This window comes from Laspinema olomoucense D3b (assembly GCF_025370785.1).
In the GTDB taxonomy this organism is placed as follows: Bacteria; Cyanobacteriota; Cyanobacteriia; order Cyanobacteriales; family Laspinemataceae; genus Laspinema; species Laspinema olomoucense.
This window is the reverse complement of record NZ_JAMXFA010000005.1, coordinates 1-20,223: the sequence shown is the minus strand read 5'-3', so window position 1 is coordinate 20,223 and position 20,223 is coordinate 1. Positions and strand designations below refer to the sequence as shown.

At 47.6% G+C, this 20,223-nt stretch carries 12 protein-coding genes; 7 read left to right on the top strand and 5 right to left on the bottom strand.

Annotation, left to right across the window (positions count from 1 at the left end; genetic code table 11):
- Positions 1 to 140: 140 nt before the first annotated feature.
- The 3 genes from NG792_RS04660 (at position 141) to NG792_RS04650 (ending at position 6,481) form a co-directional block, all read left to right on the top strand.
- A complete protein-coding gene (locus NG792_RS04660) occupies positions 141 to 1,316 on the top strand; it encodes a CO2 hydration protein (RefSeq protein ID WP_261234707.1) in 1,176 nt (391 codons plus the stop codon).
- A 638-nt stretch (positions 1,317 to 1,954) separates the two neighbouring features.
- Complete coding sequence (gene ilvB / locus NG792_RS04655) at positions 1,955 to 3,790, top strand: biosynthetic-type acetolactate synthase large subunit (protein ID WP_261234706.1); 1,836 nt, start codon at positions 1,955 to 1,957, stop codon at positions 3,788 to 3,790.
- A gap of 1,173 nt (positions 3,791 to 4,963) precedes the next feature.
- Complete coding sequence (locus tag NG792_RS04650; RefSeq protein WP_261234705.1) at positions 4,964 to 6,481, top strand: ATP-binding protein; 1,518 nt, start codon at positions 4,964 to 4,966, stop codon at positions 6,479 to 6,481.
- Between the two features lie 38 nt (positions 6,482 to 6,519).
- Here NG792_RS04650 and NG792_RS28930 read toward each other — a convergent pair whose 3' ends face one another.
- Positions 6,520 to 9,501: a response regulator gene (locus tag NG792_RS28930; protein WP_317618921.1), complete on the bottom strand. Its 2,982-nt coding sequence runs from the start codon at positions 9,499 to 9,501 to the stop codon at positions 6,520 to 6,522.
- 36 nt (positions 9,502 to 9,537) lie between these two features.
- Here NG792_RS28930 and NG792_RS04635 point away from each other — a divergent pair, with 36 nt between their 5' ends.
- Together NG792_RS04635 and NG792_RS04630 are read left to right on the top strand one after the other, a co-directional pair.
- Positions 9,538 to 9,768: a hypothetical protein gene (locus NG792_RS04635; protein WP_261197325.1), complete on the top strand. Its 231-nt coding sequence runs from the start codon at positions 9,538 to 9,540 to the stop codon at positions 9,766 to 9,768.
- A 300-nt stretch (positions 9,769 to 10,068) separates the two neighbouring features.
- Positions 10,069 to 10,854, top strand: a complete 786-nt coding sequence (locus tag NG792_RS04630) for an SDR family NAD(P)-dependent oxidoreductase (RefSeq protein ID WP_261197324.1) — start codon at positions 10,069 to 10,071, stop codon at positions 10,852 to 10,854.
- Between the two features lie 105 nt (positions 10,855 to 10,959).
- On the opposite strand, the gene NG792_RS04625 is transcribed toward NG792_RS04630, so the two are convergent.
- Together NG792_RS04625 and NG792_RS04620 are read right to left on the bottom strand one after the other, a co-directional pair.
- Positions 10,960 to 13,983 carry a glycerol-3-phosphate acyltransferase gene (locus NG792_RS04625; protein WP_261234704.1) on the bottom strand — a complete coding sequence of 1,008 codons (3,024 nt, stop codon included), beginning with the start codon at positions 13,981 to 13,983 and terminating at the stop codon, positions 10,960 to 10,962.
- 133 nt (positions 13,984 to 14,116) lie between these two features.
- A complete protein-coding gene (locus NG792_RS04620) occupies positions 14,117 to 14,683 on the bottom strand; it encodes a CAP domain-containing protein (protein ID WP_261234703.1) in 567 nt (188 codons plus the stop codon).
- Between the two features lie 382 nt (positions 14,684 to 15,065).
- Here NG792_RS04620 and NG792_RS04615 point away from each other — a divergent pair, with 382 nt between their 5' ends.
- The gene (locus tag NG792_RS04615; protein ID WP_261197321.1) at positions 15,066 to 15,416 is read left to right on the top strand and encodes a Dethiobiotin synthetase; all 351 of its coding nucleotides are present in this window, start codon (positions 15,066 to 15,068) and stop codon (positions 15,414 to 15,416) included.
- Between the two features lie 239 nt (positions 15,417 to 15,655).
- Here the strand turns inward: NG792_RS04615 and NG792_RS04610 are convergent, their stop codons facing one another.
- The gene (locus NG792_RS04610; protein ID WP_261234702.1) at positions 15,656 to 16,090 is read right to left on the bottom strand and encodes a hypothetical protein; all 435 of its coding nucleotides are present in this window, start codon (positions 16,088 to 16,090) and stop codon (positions 15,656 to 15,658) included.
- A 431-nt stretch (positions 16,091 to 16,521) separates the two neighbouring features.
- Entirely contained in the window at positions 16,522 to 17,556 is a 1,035-nt protein-coding gene (locus NG792_RS04605) for a zinc-dependent alcohol dehydrogenase (protein WP_261234701.1), read from the bottom strand.
- A gap of 221 nt (positions 17,557 to 17,777) precedes the next feature.
- Between NG792_RS04605 and NG792_RS04600 the strand changes: the two genes are divergently transcribed.
- On the top strand, positions 17,778 to 20,223 hold a 2,446-nt coding region (locus NG792_RS04600), incomplete at its 3' end, for a filamentous hemagglutinin N-terminal domain-containing protein (protein ID WP_261234700.1).

The following is a 20,223-nucleotide window of genomic DNA, read 5'->3' as shown; positions in this document are numbered from 1 at the left end:
TGTCTACCCCTGCCGTCGGTTTTAACTTCACCCCCCTAGGGTTTCCCCTCAGTTGGCGTACCATGATAGAAGAAACCACCATTAAAATTCTACCCTATTCAATAATTTCCCTTTGCTATTGATTCAGGAGATTACAGAAAATGACCCTATCAAAAATAAAAAATTCTACCCATCCTTTAATTGAATATATCGAACGCCTAGAAGCTGGGGGTGACTTGCTTCCCGATTCCCCAGAAAACATGGTAGAAGTGGTGGGCATCCTCAAAAGCTATGGCATTATTTTAGATGCCTATTCCCGCAATTTAATTTATATTGCGGAAAATCAATTTTTGGTGTTATTCCCGTTCTTTAAATATTTTAACGGAGAATTTTCTTTCCCTAAATTATGGAAACATTGGTTCCACGATCGCATTAATTTTGAATATGCCGAATATTGCATGAAAGCAATGTTCTGGCATGGGGGCGGCGGGTTAGATAAGTATGTGGATAGTCCGGAATTTCAGAAACTCGCGGAAGCAGCAATTCAGGCTAAATTAAAATTTAATCCGTTTATTTTGGGCATAAACCAGCTCTTTCCCGATTTTTTGTTAGAACAAGTGCGCCAGCTTGCTTATTACAGCGCATTGGGCCAGTTTTGGCGGATCATGAGCGATATGTTTATCTCCCTGAGCGATGGCTATGATGCCGGAGAAATTACATCAATTCCTGAAGTGGTCAATCATATCCTGAAGGGATTAGTCGCTGATGCAAATACCCCCATTACTTATTCAGTAAAAATAGGGGATAAAGTCTACGATATTCTGCCGAAAGAAGCAGGATTAACCTTTCTAATGGACACAGCGGTGCCTTATGTCGAGGCGGTATTTTTCCGAGGCACTCCGTTTCCGGGGACGATTTCTTACAATGCTCAAGCGCATCAAATTCCCGAGTTTCAAGAGCAGTTTAGTTATGGCGCGCTTTATGCAGACCCCTTACCCACAGGTGCAGCGGGAATTCCTCCCACCTTGTTGATGCAAGATATGCGGCACTATCTCCCAGACTATTTGCATGAGGTGTATCGCAATAGTTGCCGGGGAGAAGATGATTTGCGGGTGCAAATTTGCCAAAGTTTTCAAAAATCCATGTTTTGCGTTACCACCGCAGCGATTCAGGGTCTGGCACCTTATCCCTTAGACACGAAGGAACCAGCACAACAGCAAGCAAACCGAGTCTATCTGGAACGTTGGCTCGATCGCTTTGTCACCTCTCGGTTGAGTGAGGTGAACAAACCCACGGAAAGAAGTTGTCAGTTATTTGTGACTCCTGTGGATAAGTAGCAAGAATCATCAGGGTCCTTCCCCAAAAGGTTGAGGCCCCATCCGGCTCGGTTCACAAGGCCCGGTTAAGGACCAGCATCGGGCTTTGTGAGCGAAATATAGGTAACTGATGGCAAAATTATCCGCCAGAAACCCGGTTTCTAACCTATTGCAGGGACCAGAAACTGGGTTTTTTGCCTAAATGGGTGGCTGATGGCAAAATGATCTGCCAGAAACCGGGTTTCTAATGGAGGCTGTACCCCCAAGCTGAAGGGTTGATGTTTTGGGGAAGAGACGGGAATTAGGTTGGGGACGGATTTTAAGCCTCTTTGTCATCAAGACTACACTGAGAATTCTTGGCCATTTCTCCTCCAGTTGTTAAATAAATATCAAGATTAACCCTTTATTCTAAAATTTAGGGCATGATTGTAATTGATGAATAAAGGTTACCTGAGTTGGGGATAGGGCGGAAAAATAAACTGCGATCGCCCCTTCCAGGTGAGAAGCGTGTTGTAGCGAACAGAACTGCACGCTTGAGAGCGTTTATCGTTTTTTCCCAAGCACAGAAAACCGGGATTCGTGCAGTAAAAATGTAGGAATTAGTACAAAAATTCTGAGAAAAACAATCCCGAAGTAGCAAAAGACAGCAGAGGTATCCCGTGCAAGCAACCAGTGTAGAAGTCAAGCGCGTATCCGGCGCTTTTGCCTTAATTGATAGTTTGAAACGTCACGGTGTCAAGCATATTTTTGGGTATCCAGGTGGCGCGAACCTGCCGATTTACGATGAACTGTATAAGGCGGAAGCTGCTGGAGAAATACAGCATATTTTGGTCCGACATGAACAAGGTGCGGCTCATGCCGCCGATGGATATGCTCGGGCTACGGGCAAGGTGGGGGTCTGTTTGGCAACCTCCGGACCCGGTGCTACGAATCTCGTGACGGGGATCGCGACGGCTTATTTAGATTCCGTGCCAATGGTGGCGATTACCGGGCAAGTGCCTCGGGCGGCGATCGGCAGTGATGCGTTTCAAGAGATCGATATTTTCGGGATCACGTTACCGATTGTCAAACACTCTTATGTAGTGCGCGATCCCAAAGATATGGCACAAATTATTGCAGAAGCGTTTTATCTGGCGAGTACGGGGAGACCTGGCCCGGTTTTGATTGATGTTCCTAAAGATGTAGGTTCTCAGGAGTTTGACTATACTCCGGTACAACCGGGGAATATCAGTTTGACAGGATACCGTCCTACGGTGAAAGGCAACAACCGGCAAATCGATCGCGCCTTGAGTTTGGTTCGGGAGGCAGAACGTCCTTTACTCTATGTCGGCGGCGGGGCGATCGCCTCCGGTGCTCATGCGGAAATTTTAGAACTCGCGGAACATTTCCATCTGCCCGTCTGTACTACGCTGATGGGCAAAGGGTCATTTGATGAGCATCACTCCCTGTCTTTAGGAATGTTAGGGATGCATGGCACCGCCTACGCCAATTTTGCCGTGAGCGATTGTGATTTATTGATTGCCGTTGGTGCCCGGTTTGACGATCGCGTGACGGGTAAGTTAGAGGATTTTGCCCGCAATGCGAAGGTGATTCACATTGATATCGATCCGGCTGAAGTGGGGAAAAACCGCAAACCCGATGTGCCGATTGTGGGAGATGTGCGACAGGTACTCATTGATTTACTGCACCGCAATCGGGAATTAGGCAATGGGGTTGAGGAAGCACAAACCAAACCCTGGCGCGATCGCCTCGAACAATGGCGTCACGAATATCCCCTAGAAATTCCTCGTCCCGCAGAGGGTCTATCTCCCCAAGAAGTGATCTCGGAAATTGGGCGTCATGCACCAACGGCTTATTATACTACCGATGTGGGTCAGCATCAAATGTGGTCTGCCCAGTTCCTGAAAAATGGGCCGCGTCGCTGGATTTCTAGTGGCGGTTTAGGGACGATGGGGTATGGATTACCGGCAGCAGTTGGGGTGAAAAAAGCCCTGCCTGATGAAGAGGTGATTTGTATTAGCGGCGATGGCAGTTTCCAGATGAATATCCAGGAACTTGGTACGATCGCCCAGTATGGCATCAAGGTGAAAATTGCGATTTTGAATAATGGCTGGTTAGGCATGGTCCGCCAGTGGCAACATTTGTTCTATGGCGATCGCTATGAAGCAACGAATTTGGAGAAAGGAACACCGGATTTTGCCAAGTTAGCCGAAATCTATGGCATCAAGAGTTTAGCGGTGCGATCGCGCGAAGAACTCCCCGGGGCGATCGCTCAACTCCTCGCCCATGATGGAGCCATGCTCTTGGATATCCGCGTCACCCGCAACGAAGACTGCTATCCAATGGTAGTCCCCGGTACCGGCAATGATCGGATGCTGGGATTACACCCTCACTTAGATGAATCCGCCCCCGTAAATGGACTCACCTGTTCCGCCTGCGGTCATCTCAACCCCTCCAGCCACAAGTGTTGTAGTGAATGTGGCACCCCGTTGTAAGTCAATCAGAGGGTGGGGAATGCCCCACCCGACTCTGATGGGATGCGGCTCCTTTCTCCGGGGTCGGCACAATCGGGAAAAGACCATGCAGTTTGTTAACAAAGATACTGATAATTAGCACGGTTTTCGGGTAGGTAAACCGGATTTCTTCTTTTCCCTCTATTCATACTGTACCGCTGCTCTAAAACCGCAGGACAGTATTCCAGCAATGGGGTTGTTGCTGGGTTTTTTAACCCGAAAAACGTGCTAATTGTTACAGATTTTTTGGCCCAAATGGAAGCTTTTTTTCTCTTTCTTTACCAGGGGATCGGAGCGATGGGAACTGTCAACTTTTTATCTATGGACAGTCTTGCCAGAAGCGGACAATAGAGCAAAATACCGGGAGCAAAATGCTCCCTCTTCTATAAAATTGCTAATAGAGTGCTTAATTTTGTGATCTGACCCATTTGTAAGGCGCTAACCCATCGAAATGTTAGACTAAAGAAGATTAGAAGGGTAGATCAGTCCGGGACCTTGTACTGGACCTTAAGGACCAGGCAGGGCCTGATCCTCAGAGCAATGGAAGGTTTAATTTGAGGAGGGGGACTTCCTTTAGAGTCTTCGGGGGTCAAGTCTAGCGGACCGAGATAATCGATTTATCCCGCTTGTTGAGGGCGAAGGCGATCGCCTTTTTTCCGTTTCTTAGGAATTGTGATGCCTTGCTTCATCCATTTAACTCACTTTCTGGAACCAAGGGAAAGGTTTCCCCTCTTAAATTAATTTCCCCTATTTCTAGCAAACTAGATGTGCACAACTTAAAAAACTGGGCGAGGTTGGTTAAACTCCCAACTTGACAATAAGGGATTTTTATGATAAATAAAAACCTCACATAAATCCTCATTTCCGGGTCAAAGTGTTACTCATTTTTACCGGACGTCATTACTCATGCCCACAAAATTTATAGACCCCTGGGGTTTTTTTTGATATATTTGAGAAGAAAGGGTTTAAAAGCATCTTTTTTCAACCTAGATAGGTCAATTTACTTTGATAGGCTTTTTAATCGGCTTAAAAAACTAAAAAGAGAAATAAATCCGACTTAGCCCCGAGATCACTTCTGTGAATTCAGTGAAATCACGGTAATTTACAAAAATATTTGAATGACTCATGTCGATCATGAAATCCGGGACAACAACCATGAAAGAATCATCAGGCAACCATTTGTATTCCCAGGAAATAACCGGATGGTTTTCCCCCAAAACCTACCCAATTAGAATTTTGCTGATAGATGACCGCCCCTTGGTTGGAGAGGTTTTAAAACGAAAAATTGGGTCAGAAAAAGACATGGAGTTTTTTTACTGTAGCAATCCAGTTCGTGCGATTCCAATGGCACTCGAATGTGCACCGACGGTAATTTTACTGGATTTAGTTATGCCCGAAATTGATGGATTAATGTTACTCCGATTTTTGAGGGCTAATCCTAAAACTCGGGAAATTCCGGTCCTGGTTCTCTCCACGGAGGAACAAGTTAGTCTGAAGGGAGAAGCATTTGCTGCCGGTGCAAGTGACTACTTAATCAAATTTCCGGACCCCATCGAGTTGATTGCCCGGATCCGCTATCACTCCAAGGCTTATATTAATTTTTTAAAACAGCAGGAAGCCTATGAGGAACTACAATTGCTCCATGAAAGTTTAGAACAGCGAGTAGAGGAACGCACGAAAGAACTGCGGCAAACGGTAGAAAGCCTTCAGAATACCCAAGCTCAACTGATTCATGCAGAAAAAATGTCGGCCCTGGGGCAATTGGTTGCTGGGATTGCCCATGAAATCAATAATCCCCTTCAGTTTATTGCTGGGAATATTACTCATGCCCGCCAATATACTGAGGATTTGTTAGCGCTGCTGGAACTTTACCAAGGGTCAAATCCGGACCCGAGTCCCGAGGTGAAAGCGTTTATTCAGGAGATAGACTGGGAGTTTATTCGGGAGGATTTACCGAATTTGATGTCGTCCTTGAAAGTGGGGGTCGATCGCATCCAAGAAATTTCCAACGATATGAGGAACTTCTCCCGGATGGACCAGGGGCGGCGAATTCAAGTGGATATTCATGAGGGGATTGATAGTAGTTTAGTTATTTTACAACATCGGCTAAAAGCGAATAAAATTCAAGTGGTCAAGGATTATGGGAACTTACCGGAAATAGAATGCTGTATTGGACAACTCAATCAAGTCTTTATTAATCTGATTGGGAATGCGATCGATGCGTTGGAAACGGGGAATTCTCCGGCATCGGAAAGGGGGGACACCTCGGGGCGATCGCCGGAAGTGAGTCTAGCCCCTAGGGTTCCCACGATTTGTATTCACACTGAGATCCAGAATGATTCCCTAGTCATCCAAATCACCGATAATGGTCAGGGAATACCCCCAGAGATCCGAGAGCGCCTGTTTGAACCCTTTTTCACCACAAAACCGATGGGCAAAGGGACGGGACTGGGATTGTCAATTAGCTATCAAATTATTGTCGAGAAGCATAAAGGGTTGTTTACCTGTAACTCAACTTTGGGAGAGGGAACGGAGTTTAAAATCGTACTCCCTTTGCATCTGGATGCAACTGCGGATGGGGGAGAGGGGGAATCAGAGTCGGCAACCATTCCCTTACCACGGGAGAACCGGGACTCGCCAAATTCTGGGATAGAACAGTGGGCGACTGCCTAAACTAAAAAGGGGAAATTTTTCCTGGGGAAAGGAAATCATCAAGTCAGTTCGGTTTCAATAAATACATCCACCGCTTCGAGAAGTTCGCGAAACGAGTCTAAAAGTTCAGTGGAACCTTCCAGACGTCGTTGGCAGGCCATTTCTTCCAGTTCCTTGGCGCGATCGGAGAGAATGGGAACCCCCATATTTGCGGCAGAACCTTTGAGACGGTGGGCAAAATGCTTCACCTGAGAATAGTCTTGGGAGGCGATCGCCCGTTCTAAAGGCTGTAAATCTTGGGAAGCTGTTTCCAGAAACATTTGCAGGAGTTGCCGTTTGACGGAGATTTTACCCCGAGATATTTTTTCGAGGCGTTCGCGATCGATGGGGAGGGTCAAATCCGGGGAGGATCGTCCAGAATGATGACCATTTCCGGTGGAGGGATAGATCGGATTCACAGGGATCACCGAACCCGATTCCGCAAATTCTGAGTCCGTCGCCCCATAAGAGTGGTCTATTCCCTTCCCTGTCCCTAGGGAATGACTACTATGACTCAAAGGAATTTTCTGTGCCCATCGCTGAACAATTCGGGCTAAATCCTCTTCATCCACGGGTTTGCTCAAATAGTCATCCATACCCGAAGCCAAACATTTGTCGCGATCGGCTTTCATGGCATGGGCAGTCAAGGCAATGACAACGGTGCGATTTTTATTTCCCTCACGGCGACGTAATTCTTGAGTAGCGGTATAACCATCCATCAAGGGCATCTGACAATCCATCAAGACAATATCATAATCTTGAACTTCCAGACACTTGAGTGCTTCGAGACCATTCGCCACACAGTCTGCCTGGTAACCGAGGGTTTCAAGCTGGGAAAGTATAACGGTTTGATTGATTAAGTGATCTTCTACCACCAAAATTTTGAGGTCTTTTTTTCCCACAGACAAAGAGCGATCGCCCCTTTTTTCTAAGGAATCCCACTCTCTTCCTCCTGGAGATTCCCCTTGAGTTTCCCCCTCACCATTGGCGGTCTGAAATGGCAAGGTAAACCAAAAGGTTGAACCCTGATTCACGTCACTGGTTACGCCAATTTCCCCCTGCATAATCGAGACTAACTGTTCACAAATCGCCAGTCCTAAGCCCGTTCCGCCATACTGACGGCTGGTGGAAGGATCGACTTGGGAGAAAGATTGAAACAGTTTCGCCTGGGCTTCTGAGGGAATTCCAATTCCCGTATCAATGACTCGAAAATCAACGCGCGTCTTGCGGTTGCTTTTCCCCTCTAGTTTAGCTTCTAGGGAAATAGAACCCGAGGGGGTGAATTTAATCGCATTGCTGACTAAATTGAGTAAAATTTGGCGCAAACGGCTAGGGTCACCTCGCACAAACCGGGGCAGATTTTCGGCAAAATGTAGGTTTAAGATGATACCTTTGTCTTGGGCTTGAGGTTTAAATAAATTGATGACATCTTGGAGGCATTCATATAAGTTAAAATCTAAATTTTCTAATTGCATTTCACCGGCTTCCAGCTTAGAAAAATCTAAAATATCATTAATAAGTCCGAGTAAATGTTTGGCCGAAATCCGAATGGTTTCCACATATTCCCGTTGTTTAGGGGTGAGTGAGGTATGCAGCATCAAACCCGCCATCCCCAGGACGCCATGCATGGGGGTGCGGATTTCATGACTCATATTAGCCAAAAATTGGGATTTTGCATGAGCCGCTTCTAGGGCAGCTTCGCGGGTTTGGATCAATTCATCCACGCGATCGGCCACCATAATTAGACCCCCGATCGCCTCCCCATCTTCTGTGCCATTGATGGGATTGACGTACCAAGGCTGAACTGCCCATCGGAAGTATAACACCGAGCCATCAGCTCGCTCCCACTTATCTTCCGTGCGGGAAATAAATTTTCCTTGTAATCCTTGTTGGTGGATTTCTTTCCAATCTTCTTTCATATCGGGAAAGATGTCATAGTAGCTGCAACCCAAAAGACTTTGTGAGAGCAAATTATGATCGGTGAGCCATTGGTTGCTATAGGCCAGAAAGCGCATTTCTGTATCGAACATCGCCATTGCGATCGGGGCATTTTTAATAAATTGCCGGAGTTGCTGATATTCTTGTTCTTGAGCGAGTTCTGCGTGTTTGCGCTCAGTAATATCAATGCCAATTCCCCATCCAGCCCAACTCGCGATCGGGAAGCGGGAGCTAATATTAGACCAAGCTACAGTCTTGATCACCCCATCTTTGCAGGTGATTTGCCATTCCCGGGCGCGGCCATGATTCCGCGCTTTATTCACTTCTTCAATAATGGAATCGCGGAGGGTATTCACCGACGACACCGGGGTGACAATTGGCGAGGTAGAGGATGCACTCAACTCTGGAGATCTCCCACTGGGCAAGGAGTGATCCGAGAAAAGATGTTTAGCCTGGGGATTGCCAATAATTTCCGTAGCAGAATAGCCCGTTACTCTTTCACACTCACGGTTCCAGACGATAATATTTCCCTCGGCATCAAAGGCTGTCAACATCACCGGCATATTTTCCAACACTCCGCGCAGGCGCAGTTCGCTTTCTTGCAGTGCCTGATACGCCTCATCCCGTTGTAGACGATTAATATAAGCTTGAGAATGGTAGCGAATTCGGGCCAGTAGTTCGATGGGGTCGGGCAGTTTCACTAAATAGTCATTGGCACCGGCAGCAAACGCTTCGGCTTTGAGCTTGGCTTCTTCTTTCACTGACAGTACAATCATCGGAATGTCACGGGTGGCGGCATTGGCGCGAAAAAACCGCAGTAATAATAGCCCGTCCACATCCGGCATGACTAAATCTTGCAAAATTACCGTCGGGGAAATTTCGGTGGCTTGTCGAACGCCATCAAGAGGGTCCTGGCAGTAGTGAAAAATAATATCTTCTTCATCTACCAGCATCCGACTGACTGCCTCACCAATGATCGGTTGATCGTCAATGAGCAAGACGGTAATCGGGTGTTGTGTCCAGGTCATGTTGGTACTGGTGGCTTTGGCATTCTGCCTGGTCATAGTCTTGCAGCTCAAAGACTGAATGGATAGAGATCGGTGGCAGGTTCAGAAGACTGCTTTGCCCAAATTGAACCAATCAGCAGTAAACGGGTTCAGATTGTTGTGGAATTAGGGATGATTCCTCCGTTGAATCGAGTTAGAGTGAATTGGCTAATCCTTGGGATTGGAAATCGCCAGGGGGGAATAAATCTGCGCGATCGCTCCTGGGGAGGTCAGCATCGGCTTCTGCTCTATTATCCTCAATTGTGGGGGTTTCAGCTACCTTGAAGCAGACTGATACTCTCGCATTCCGGGGATGGCAGTTAGCGAGTTTAGCCGTTTTGAATCTGGAGCAGGGATAGTTTAAGAGTAGCAGGATCCGCTCGTGGTGGCGTGACTTTGACTGGGCAAGCCGCATCTTTAGCTAGGGCCTCGGGGATCCGTTGACTGGGGTGAGGGCGATCGCCTTCCCTGCGTCCTAGGCATCTGGGCGATCGGCACAGACACAAACCAAGGTTTATAATGCGGTTGCTCTGGTGGCTTTAATTCAGCAGTGTACTTAACGTTTAGTAAATCCGAGGGATGAGCATGGAAACTGCTTTAATTACGGGAGCATCTTCTGGAATTGGTGCTGCATTTGCCCGAGAACTGGCTCGTCGTCATTACCATTTGATTCTCGTGGCGCGATCGCAAGAGCAACTCAATACCCTCGCCCAACAACTCCGAAACCAGTATCCCATTCAAGTTGAAGTCATTGTACAAGACCTCGGACAACCCCAGGCCGCTACCCAGGTTTATCAAACCGTTAAAGACCGAGGTTTGACTGTTGATTTACTGATTAATAATGCGGGATGTGGAGACTACGGACCCTTTGCCAGTCGGAGTCGCAGTCGCCAATTAGAGATGATTCACCTCAATATAGCAGCCCTCGTGGAACTGACCCATTGTATCTTACCCTCCATGCAACAGCGGCGATCGGGCAGCATCATTAATGTTGCATCTATTGCCGGATTTCAACCCCTGCCCTATATGTCCGTTTATGCCGCTTCTAAAGCATTTGTCCTCAGTTTTAGCGAAGCACTCTGGGCCGAAAATCTCGAATTCAACCTCCGCATTCAAGCCCTTTGTCCCGGTCCAACTCAAAGTAACTTTTTCCAACAAGCGGCGTTTCCCCAGACCATGAACAACAATCAAAAAGTTACCATTATCCCCCCCGAAAAAGTGGTTCAAGACTCCTTACGCGGCCTTGAAAAAAATCAGCTAGTTGTAGTAACCGGGACTTTTAAAGCTCACATCATTGTTAATCTCCCCCGCTTTTTTCCCCGTCAGGTGTGGGTTAATTTTATGGGAAAAATGTTCAAAGGAGGGGAGTAAGGGGAGGATGGGGGGGATGGGGAGATGGGGAGGATGGGGAGGATGGGGAGGATGGGGAGGATGTTTGTAGTAACGACTTGCTGTCGTTCTCTTCAATTCAGCCTATCATCCTCTCGGTGATTCATCCCCCACAATCATTACCGTACCTTGGGCACCATCAATCCGAACCCGTTGACCATCTTGGAGGCGAGAGGTGGCATCAGTGACATCCATAACCGCAGGAATTCCGTACTCGCGAGCAACGATCGCCCCGTGGGAGAGTTGACCTCCCACCTCCGAAATCAACCCCCCAGCGCGGGCTAATACTGCCGACCAACCGGCATCCGTGTAGGAAACAACTAGAATCGTCTCCTTATCAATCGGGCTGATTTCTTGTAAATTGCGAAGCACTTTTACACGACCTTCCACAACCCCCGTACTCGCACCAATCCCCCGCAATCCTTGAGACATATCCACTGCGGTGCGGGTTACCGTAGTGGGCAGGGCAGGGGTATTTCCATACACCACAGCAGGCACTGATTCCAGCTTTTTGTTCCGTGCAAAGGCATCGCGCCGCTGCGCAATTAATTCCTGCAAACGCGGTCTTAATTCCCGATTATAACCTTCTATTAATTGCCGAATTTCTCCAAACTCTAAAAAGAAAATATCCCCAGCTTGAGCAATTATTTCCATTTCTATAAACTGCTGTTCCAAGACTAAAAAACTCCAGCGCAAATGGGCCAATAACTTGTTATAAATCACCGCCACTCGACCCTTTAAGTCAAGACGACTTTGAACAATTTGGGCTTTGAGGCGTTGGGATTTGGGTTTGTTTGCCAGAGGAACAGGTTGAAACAACTGCTGAGTAAAGAGTTGGCGCACGGGTCGAGGGTCTTCTTTCCAAGTGGGAACGGCGATATCCGTGGCAACATCACTCAAATAGCCGTAGCGGTTGAGAAATTCATCGAATTGGTCAAAAATTGCTTGTCCTTCGGGCATTTCGGCGAGGACGGCAAACAGTTGAGAACAATCGCCCGTTTTATCTCCCGGAAGGCTAATTTCATCCAAGTCCGGCAGGACCAAGAGGGCGGCATTAGCAATTTCTTGGAGGGCCTGGACTGCGGAGATTTCGGGAGTTTTCCCATAATCCAGTTCGCGATCGCCGACTTTGAGCATTCCTTTTCTCAAAGCAAAACTCAGGGGGGACAAAATATTGTAATAAGTGACCGTTTCTAACAACTCCAAAATCTCATCAATCCGTTGCACTAGGGATTGAGGAGTTAAGGAAGAACCACCCGATCCCGGTCCATTGTCATCAGAAATAGAAAGGGCTTTCTGGGACTCCAATGCAGCTAAGGCGGGGGCCAAACGCCTCTGTTCTAGGTCATCAAAATTAAATCCTAGTCGGATTTCTCGCCGCAGCAACCGCAGTAATCCGGGCAGGGAGATCAGGGTAGAAGTTAAGGGCGGTTTGCTGAAGGGCGCACCCCGGGTGAGAAATTCCAGACTTTCTGGGGGTAACCCCATGCGCAGAAAGATTTCCCCCAGTAAGGAGGCGTTGAAGTAGGCATGAGAAAAATGCAGGGTAGCAGTTTGCAGAAAATCCAGATGACGGGCGCGTTTGCCTAAAACGAGGCTAAACAGTTTCCCCCAGACGCCACAGGTGAGGGGACGATTCAAGGACCAAGTGAGGGGACGAATGGCCCCGGGGATGACTTCAGCGGCGATTTTCCGGGTCCAGATCGGTAGCAGGGTGGTGATGGGGCGGGCTTGTAATAGCCAGAGTGATTCCCCGTCGTAGGTCCATTCGATGTCTTGGGGAATGCCGTGGTAGTGGTTTTCCAGATGGCGGACGAGATAGGCGACTTGTTGCAGCAATCGTCGGGGGACATCCCCGGTGCCTTCGAGGGGGAGTTGTTGGTCCTCGGGGAGTTTCCAGGTGGCTGTCCCATCGACATCGGCAGCGGAGATAAAGACTTGGTAACGTTCTGGGGTGACTTGTCCGGAGACGACTCGGGAACAGTCTCCGGGGAGGGCTTCGATCGCCACAAAATCCCCTTGTCCAGCGATGGGGTCGCGACTAAAGGCGACACCGGAAAACACTCCAGGAATTTGGGGTTGAATCAGAACCGCCATCGCGTCTCTAGCCTTTTGACGATTATTACTGGATTTGACTCGGGGGCTAGAATCCTGGCGATATTGAGCAGCATTGGGGCGATCGTAGGAGGTTAAGCAGCGGGTAATCGCTTCACTCAAACTGGGGCGCGAAATAACGTTGGCAACGGATAGATATTGACCCGCAGCAGAGGCGGTTTCGCTATCTTCACCAATGGCGGAGGACCGGACAATCAGGGGAGAGTCCTCGGAGGGGTCGAGATGAGCAATCAAGGGGGCGGGGTCATCCCCGGGCGGGAGGACCCATCCCGGGGGAACGGGATAGCCGGACTGCTTGAGGGCGGCTAATGTAGCAGCTTTTGCGCCGACTTTGGCGGCATCAAGGGGTTTGTCTAGGGAAACCAGGGCGCGATCGCCTCGGAAGAAGCGAAACATCTTCTGAGATTGTTCATGACTGTTGGTGGCAGGCAAATCTAAATCGTCAGGCATTTTTTGGTAAATCCAGTAGAGTATTACCCCCAGGGCGATCGCGGCGGCGATTCGTTCGACTTGCTGGGAGTGCAAGGCAGCCGTAATCAGCGGCAGGAGGACCAAAACTAAGGTCCGACCCTGCTGACGCTCTCGCACTAGAGTAAAACTAATGCCCCCAATCAAAAAAATCAACCCCGAGGCAGTCGGGTCATAGACGATAAACCCCCAAACCACATTGGTGGTCCCGGCCCCTCGTCCTTTCCAATACCGACCCATTACCAAGGCAATCAAGGAAATTAATTCCCATTCTGGATTCTGGGGAAAAAATTGCCTTGCCAGCAATACGGCTAAAATTCCTTTTGATGCCTCAGATATCACCGCGAGGATACCGGCAACTCGTCCTCCATGATAGAAGGCCGCAGAGACCCCTATATTGCCGGTTCCCACCCGCCGCAAATTTTGGCCGGTGAGGGCGCGAGTGATCCAATCAATCAGGGGTAAGGCCCCTAAGATTGGACAGAGGATAAAAATCAGTAACGTTCCCCAAACTTGCGTCAGCGTCATGGAAAAACCAGCAATTGCGGCGGTGAGGGATGTCTCTTTAACAAATATCTAAGTATGCCGCAAAAATCAAAGTTCTGCTGAAAGGGGTCCCTATTCCCGGGGCAATGGGGTCTCATTACCCCGGTAACTGCGGTTACTCCCGTTCCTCATATCCCTTGGCATAGGCGATCGCGCACATCTGCCGGTAGGTTTGATGAGGGCCACAGGCGACCCCAGTCCAGCGAAATTCACCGTTGAAGATGTTTTCCCGATGACCGCGACTACTCACCCCATCATCGATAATCAGTTGCATGACCACTTGTTCTGCGGTATCGGAACCATAACTGATGTTTTCTGCGGCCCCTCCCTGCCAGCGTCCATAACGGTTCATCCGGTCAAATGGGGTGCTGCCATCGCTGCCGGTATGTCCTGTTTCCCCTCGTGGCCCTTGGTCCTTGACTAAATCCGCTGCCGCTTGAGACATCCCTCGGGAGGGGCACAAGGAGGGTCTAGGATCCATTGCCCGCAGGGCCCGAATGGCTTCATCAACAGCACTGATGCCCTCTTGGGTTGCGATCGGGGTTTCTCCCGGTTGTTTAAACAGTCTGCCGTCATAATACTGTTTCAGGCTTTCGAGTTTGTTAGCATATTCCCCCGGATTGGCCCGCGCTTGATTCATTTCCCGAATAATCTGTGCTTCTAATTGAGATAAATAAGACATGGATTCTCCTTGGGTAAGGATGAGAGGATGAGGAGGGCTGAAGCGCCCCATCTGTCTCTGTTCTAGTTCTATATTATGGGATTAGGGGGCTTTTGCAACCCGGGTGAAATTCCCCTTTTTTCAAGGGATAAAATCGGCTGGAAGGGAAGGCTAATACTCATCTTTACCAGACCCAAAATCATCCACTGCTGGCACTTATTCAAGGCAAGTTTGATTTTTGAGGGAGTTTATTTTGTATAGCTGGATTGAGTTTCTTTTTTAAGGATACCACTGCCTCAAATCGGGTTATTCCTTTGCAGGCGATCGCACCTTTCTCGGTTTGCGCTAAAGTTATGATGCTACTCTGTGCGAGCCTGCTAATTTTGTTCGATAAAAAAAGCCGATGGATTACCCAACTGCCTACAATTTTTTAATGGATCAGGGAACTGCCCTAAGTTCTCAGCGCAACCCTGATGATTTACTCCGCCGTCTCCAACAGGGAAAACCGCCAATTCCTGGTCAGATTACGGCTATTTTATTAGCACTTAAGGTTGTGTTTGAGGGGGTGAAAGATGCCAAAAATTTAGACCGCAACTTGGTCTGGGCTTTGTATCTTTTAACGGTGGAAAGTCAGCAGCTTTTTGAAAGTGGCTGGAACTCTGGGGTAGACTGGCCGCCTCTATTAAAGGAGGATTTACATCGAATTGCGATCGCTGTCCAAAGTATCTATTCCGGCATTTGGCAAGGGGGGTGAGGCAAGTCCGAAATCATGCAGTATAGAGCTTATCTCAATGAATTAAAAAGTTCATTGAGATAAGCTCTATAAAAATTTGATATTCGATTGAATTCCCTGAAAAGCTTCTGCTCCAATCTCGAAAGCTTCAGATCCTCATCTGAACAGCCTGTAAATTAAGTAAAGATGCACCAAATTCTCTAACTTAAAACCCCTGGAAGGGAGAGATAAATCACAATAACTAAACCCGAGGTTCAGGTTTAATAGGTTGGTTCAGTCCAAATCAGTTCGCCATTTTCGTACACGTCTAAAGATTCCCCTACCATGTAAGTGTACTCGTTGCCGGAGCTATCGGATGTCGTCGCCATATAATATCCACTGTCTGTGAAGGTGACTCCATAGACGTTAATCAAATCCCCATTAGAACGGTTTATCCCTTGATAAAAATAATCTCCATTTCCATCTTCACAAATGAACACATTATAGGTGTCTGTTGTGAATTGTTCTCTCGTGGTAGCCCTTGCACATCCGCTTTGCGCGATCATCAATTCTTCGGACTGGGCGAAGCTAGAATCTTCGGCGATATTGGAGGAAGGAGCAACAGCTAAGACAGGCAATACAGGCATCAACAATCCCAAAGTTGTGCCAGCTACAGCGGAAACATTGAAGCCTTTAAGCCAAAATTTTGAGGTCATTCTGTCTTCCTGATACTTGAGATGTACTTTTTTAGTCATAACATTTATTTTTCCAGGATGTCAAGAGTATTTTCTCTAGGTATTTATGGGTTTTTAATGACAGTGCAGGGGTGATTTACTCGCGCATTTATAGTAAGTATTTACTCCTACCCCGGATAATAATAGCTGCTGGTATAAATTTTTACTGTTATTTTTGTTTCTAAGATTTAGAATAATAATTTTAGGATAAAGCATTGTTTTAATTGCTTTAGTTTTAGGATAATTTTACAGGAGACTCGGTAAAAAAATCATCGAAGCCGGTAATTTCTTACCCTCAAACCGAGTTTTGAGGAAAGTATTTGTTAAGGTAAAAATTGGCAAAGAACCCGGCTTTTGTTGATTAAAATTCGGGTTATTTTAAAAAAATTAAAAATCCCCTAATCATGATTTTCTTAGTCACCGGGGACGATCGCAACTTTAATTGCTTGGCGATCGCGCATATCCTGGAAGGTTCTTTCTAAGTCTTTCAGGGACCGGCGATCGCTGAGTAACAATTCCAAGGGAATCTGTCTGCTGGCAATGGTAGAAAGTGCTTCTCGGACATGGTAAGGGGTATTATGAAATACGCCTTTTAAGGTCAGTTCACTGTAATGTAATCGTTCAGTATTTACGGTGATTGTCGTATCTTTTGGACAACCGCCGAATAAGTTAATAATAGCACCCGGACGACCACAGGCGATCGCAGTTTCCCAGACTTCTGGTACTCCTGTCGCTTCGATGACAACATCTGCACCCCATCCATCGGTGAACCCTCTCACCACTTCGGGGATGGTTTGCCCTAATTGATGATAATTAAAGGTTTGGAATGCTCCCATTTTCCTGCCAATTTCCAAGCGATTATCATTACCACCGAATAATATAACTTGGGCGCAACGGGTTGCTAAAACTGCCACAAACATTAATCCAATTGCTCCATCTCCAATCACGGTAACCCGGTCTTGTGGCTGAATTGGTGAACGGTCTATTCCATGTAAAACACAAGCTAAGGGTTCGGTTAAGGAAGCTAATTCATCGGGAATATTTGGGGGGATTGCCAGTAAATTAGCTTGAACTATTGGTGCAGGAATTTTTAAGTATTCCGCAAAGGTTCCGTTATTCCAAGTAATGTTAGGACAGAGGGAATAGGCATGGCGATCGCAGAAAAAACACTGGAAGCAAGGGGCGGAATTATTGGCAACCACGCGATCGCCTATTTGCCATCCCTGAACCCCCTCCCCAATTGCCACAATTTCCCCTGCTGCCTCATGTCCAAATAAGGTGGGAAGTTGCAACATCTTGGCATGACCCCCACGCCGCCATACCTTCAAATCTGTTCCGCAAGTCGTGGCAGTTTTCACCCGAATCACGACTTCCCCCACATCCGGTGTCGGATCCGGTACAATTTCTAAACGTAAGTCTTCTTTTCCGTACAGTAATGCCGCTAACACGGGTCCCTATTCCTAAATGGTTTCCCCTTATTTTATCAGTCCTGCTGTCTCTTCCTGTGGGTTTTTACTTAGATTGCCGCTGAAGGGTTCCTATTGAGGCGATCGCCTAACCCTCTGAGGCAACCACTCCTCGCTGATGCAGTCTCTTGTCCCCTCTAAACCCCCATGACCAAATTTCCTAGCATCCACTGACTCGAAACTCTCTTAAACCAGTAATCCCAATGAAGTTAATTCACCCGGTTTTATTCAGTCTCATTGTGGTATTGACGGACGTTAATTTATCTCTCGCGCAAGAAATTTCCCCCGCTGTGGATGGGACGGGGACCCAAGTTCACTGGAATGGAAATCAATATGATATTCAAGGTGGGACTTTTTCTAAAGATGGCGTGAATCTGTTTCATAGCTTTGAGAAGTTTGGTTTAAATCCTGGAGAAATTGCCAATTTTCAAGCTACCCCTCATCTTCAAAATATTCTGGGACGAGTTACCGGAGGGACCGCTTCGTTTATCAATGGATTAATCCAAATTTCGGGAGGGAATGCTAATTTATTTTTGATGAATCCCGCTGGAATTCTTTTTGGACAAAATGCCCAATTAAATGTAGCAGGAGATTTTTTTGCGACTACAGCAACGGGAATTGGATTTGATAGTAATACCTGGTTTACTGCCACGGGTTTTCAAAATTGGCAGGAGTTAGTCGGAACGCCGGTGCAGTTTGCTTTTGACTCCTGGAAACCGGGAAGTATTGCTAATTTTGGCCGCATGGAATTGCAACCGGGTCACGCACTGGTTTTAATGGGAGGAACTGTTTTCAATGCTGGTACTCTTGCTAGTCCCGGAGGAAATATTACCCTTGCTGCAATCCCCGGACAAAATCGGGTTCGCCTCTCTCAAAGCGGACATTTGTTAAGTTTAGATATCCAGATGGGAACAGAGGGAGTTCTAACGGGAGGGGAAGTCGCCTCACTGCCTGATTCCCTTTCACTTTCAGAATTACTAACCGGAGGGAACATAGAAAGTGCGACGGGGGTAGAAGTGAATGCCGATGGGACGATCGCTCTCACAGGTTCAGGAATCAGTCTGGACGCCAAAATCGGGGATGCGATCGCCTCGGGAACCCTTGATGTCAGGGACCAAACGCCTGATCAGTCTACATTGCCAAGCATCACCCTTGTAGGCGATCGCGTTGCTGTCATCGATGCCGCGATCGATGCCTCCGGAATTGATGGCGGTGGCACAATCAGGATTGGCGGGGACTTTCAAGGCAATGGTACAATTCCCACCGCTACCCGCACATTTGTTAGTGAAAATACAACCATTCATGCTGATGGACTCTCTATCTTTGATCCAGCAGTAATCACAAATTCCCCCTCTACAGCAGATGGAGGACGAGTGATTATCTGGTCCGATGAAACCACGCGCTTCTATGGACAAGTCACTGCCAGAGGGGGTTTTCATCCTTCTATCCGTCCCCAAAATGGCGGGTTTGTAGAAATATCGGGACGGGAATTTTTAGACTTTCAAGGGACTGTCAATACCCTCGCACCTTATGGTAATTCGGGAATTCTTTTACTTGACCCGACAAATATAGAAGTAGTCAGCAGTACAGAAAATACAGCTAATTTGTCTGACGTTGATGCCTTTACGGACCCGGATTTAGGCCAACCGACGGCGATCGCTGTAGACTTGATTAATAATGCGACAACCAATGTCATTCTGCAAGCAAGTGAGGACATTACTGTAAGTACCCCGATCGCCATCCAAACCCCTGGGGTCGGATTGACTGCGGAGGCGGGAAATTGGATTGCTGTCTATGGTAATATTCAGACCAATCAGGGAGACATTACCCTCACGGCAAATCAATCGGGAAATGGGGGACTGTTGATTGATAGCAATGCGATTCTCTCTTCCGGTGGTGGCAATATCACCTTAACATCAAATCTTGGAAATACTGGGATTCAAAGTGGTGAGATTATCTCCGGTGGCGGCAATATCTCCCTCACCTCTTCTGGAGATATTGAAGTTGTGGCGATTAATGCCTCGGGAGGTAGTAACGGCAGGGGTGGCAGGATTGAAATCAATACTGGGGGATTTTTTCGCGCAACCGGAACTTTGCGCGATCACTTGGATATTCCTACGAGTCTTTATACGGTTGATGCCAATGGCAACGAGGCGATCGTCATTCGACATGGTGGGGATAGCGATACTCCCTTTATTGTCGGGGATGCCAGAACTAATGGTACTGTAGGCGGCATTTTTACGGGAACTGAACAACTCAACGGCATTCTCTTATCCAGCGATCGCACTCAAGGCAATATTGCAATTCTCTCCAATTTTGCACCACCGCCACCCACACCTATCCAACCCCCACCACCAACAGGAGGAACTCAACCCCCACCCACAGGAGGAACTCAACCCCCACCAACAGGAGGAACTCAACCCCCACCAACGGGAGGAACTCAACCCCCACCAACGGGAGGAACTCAACCCCCACCACCAGGAGGAATGCAACAACCACCACCAGGAGGAATGCAACAACAACCACCAGGAGGAATGCAACAACAACCACCAGGAGGAATGCAACAACAACCACCACCAGGAGGAATGCAACAACAACCACCAGGAGGAATGCAACAACAACCACCACCAGGAGGAATGCAACAACAAC

Excerpts from the sequence above, each read along its gene's own strand:
- NG792_RS04660 (WP_261234707.1), top strand. The coding sequence starts at position 141 with ATGACCCTATCAAAAATAAAAAATTCTACCCATCCTTTAATTGAATAT.
- NG792_RS04650 (WP_261234705.1), top strand. The coding sequence starts at position 4,964 with ATGAAAGAATCATCAGGCAACCATTTGTATTCCCAGGAAATAACCGGA.
- NG792_RS28930 (WP_317618921.1), bottom strand. The coding sequence starts at position 9,501 with ATGACCAGGCAGAATGCCAAAGCCACCAGTACCAACATGACCTGGACA.
- NG792_RS04630 (WP_261197324.1), top strand. The coding sequence starts at position 10,069 with ATGGAAACTGCTTTAATTACGGGAGCATCTTCTGGAATTGGTGCTGCA.
- NG792_RS04625 (WP_261234704.1), bottom strand. The coding sequence starts at position 13,983 with ATGACGCTGACGCAAGTTTGGGGAACGTTACTGATTTTTATCCTCTGT.
- NG792_RS04620 (WP_261234703.1), bottom strand. The coding sequence starts at position 14,683 with ATGTCTTATTTATCTCAATTAGAAGCACAGATTATTCGGGAAATGAAT.
- NG792_RS04615 (WP_261197321.1), top strand. The coding sequence starts at position 15,066 with ATGGATTACCCAACTGCCTACAATTTTTTAATGGATCAGGGAACTGCC.
- NG792_RS04610 (WP_261234702.1), bottom strand. The coding sequence starts at position 16,090 with ATGACCTCAAAATTTTGGCTTAAAGGCTTCAATGTTTCCGCTGTAGCT.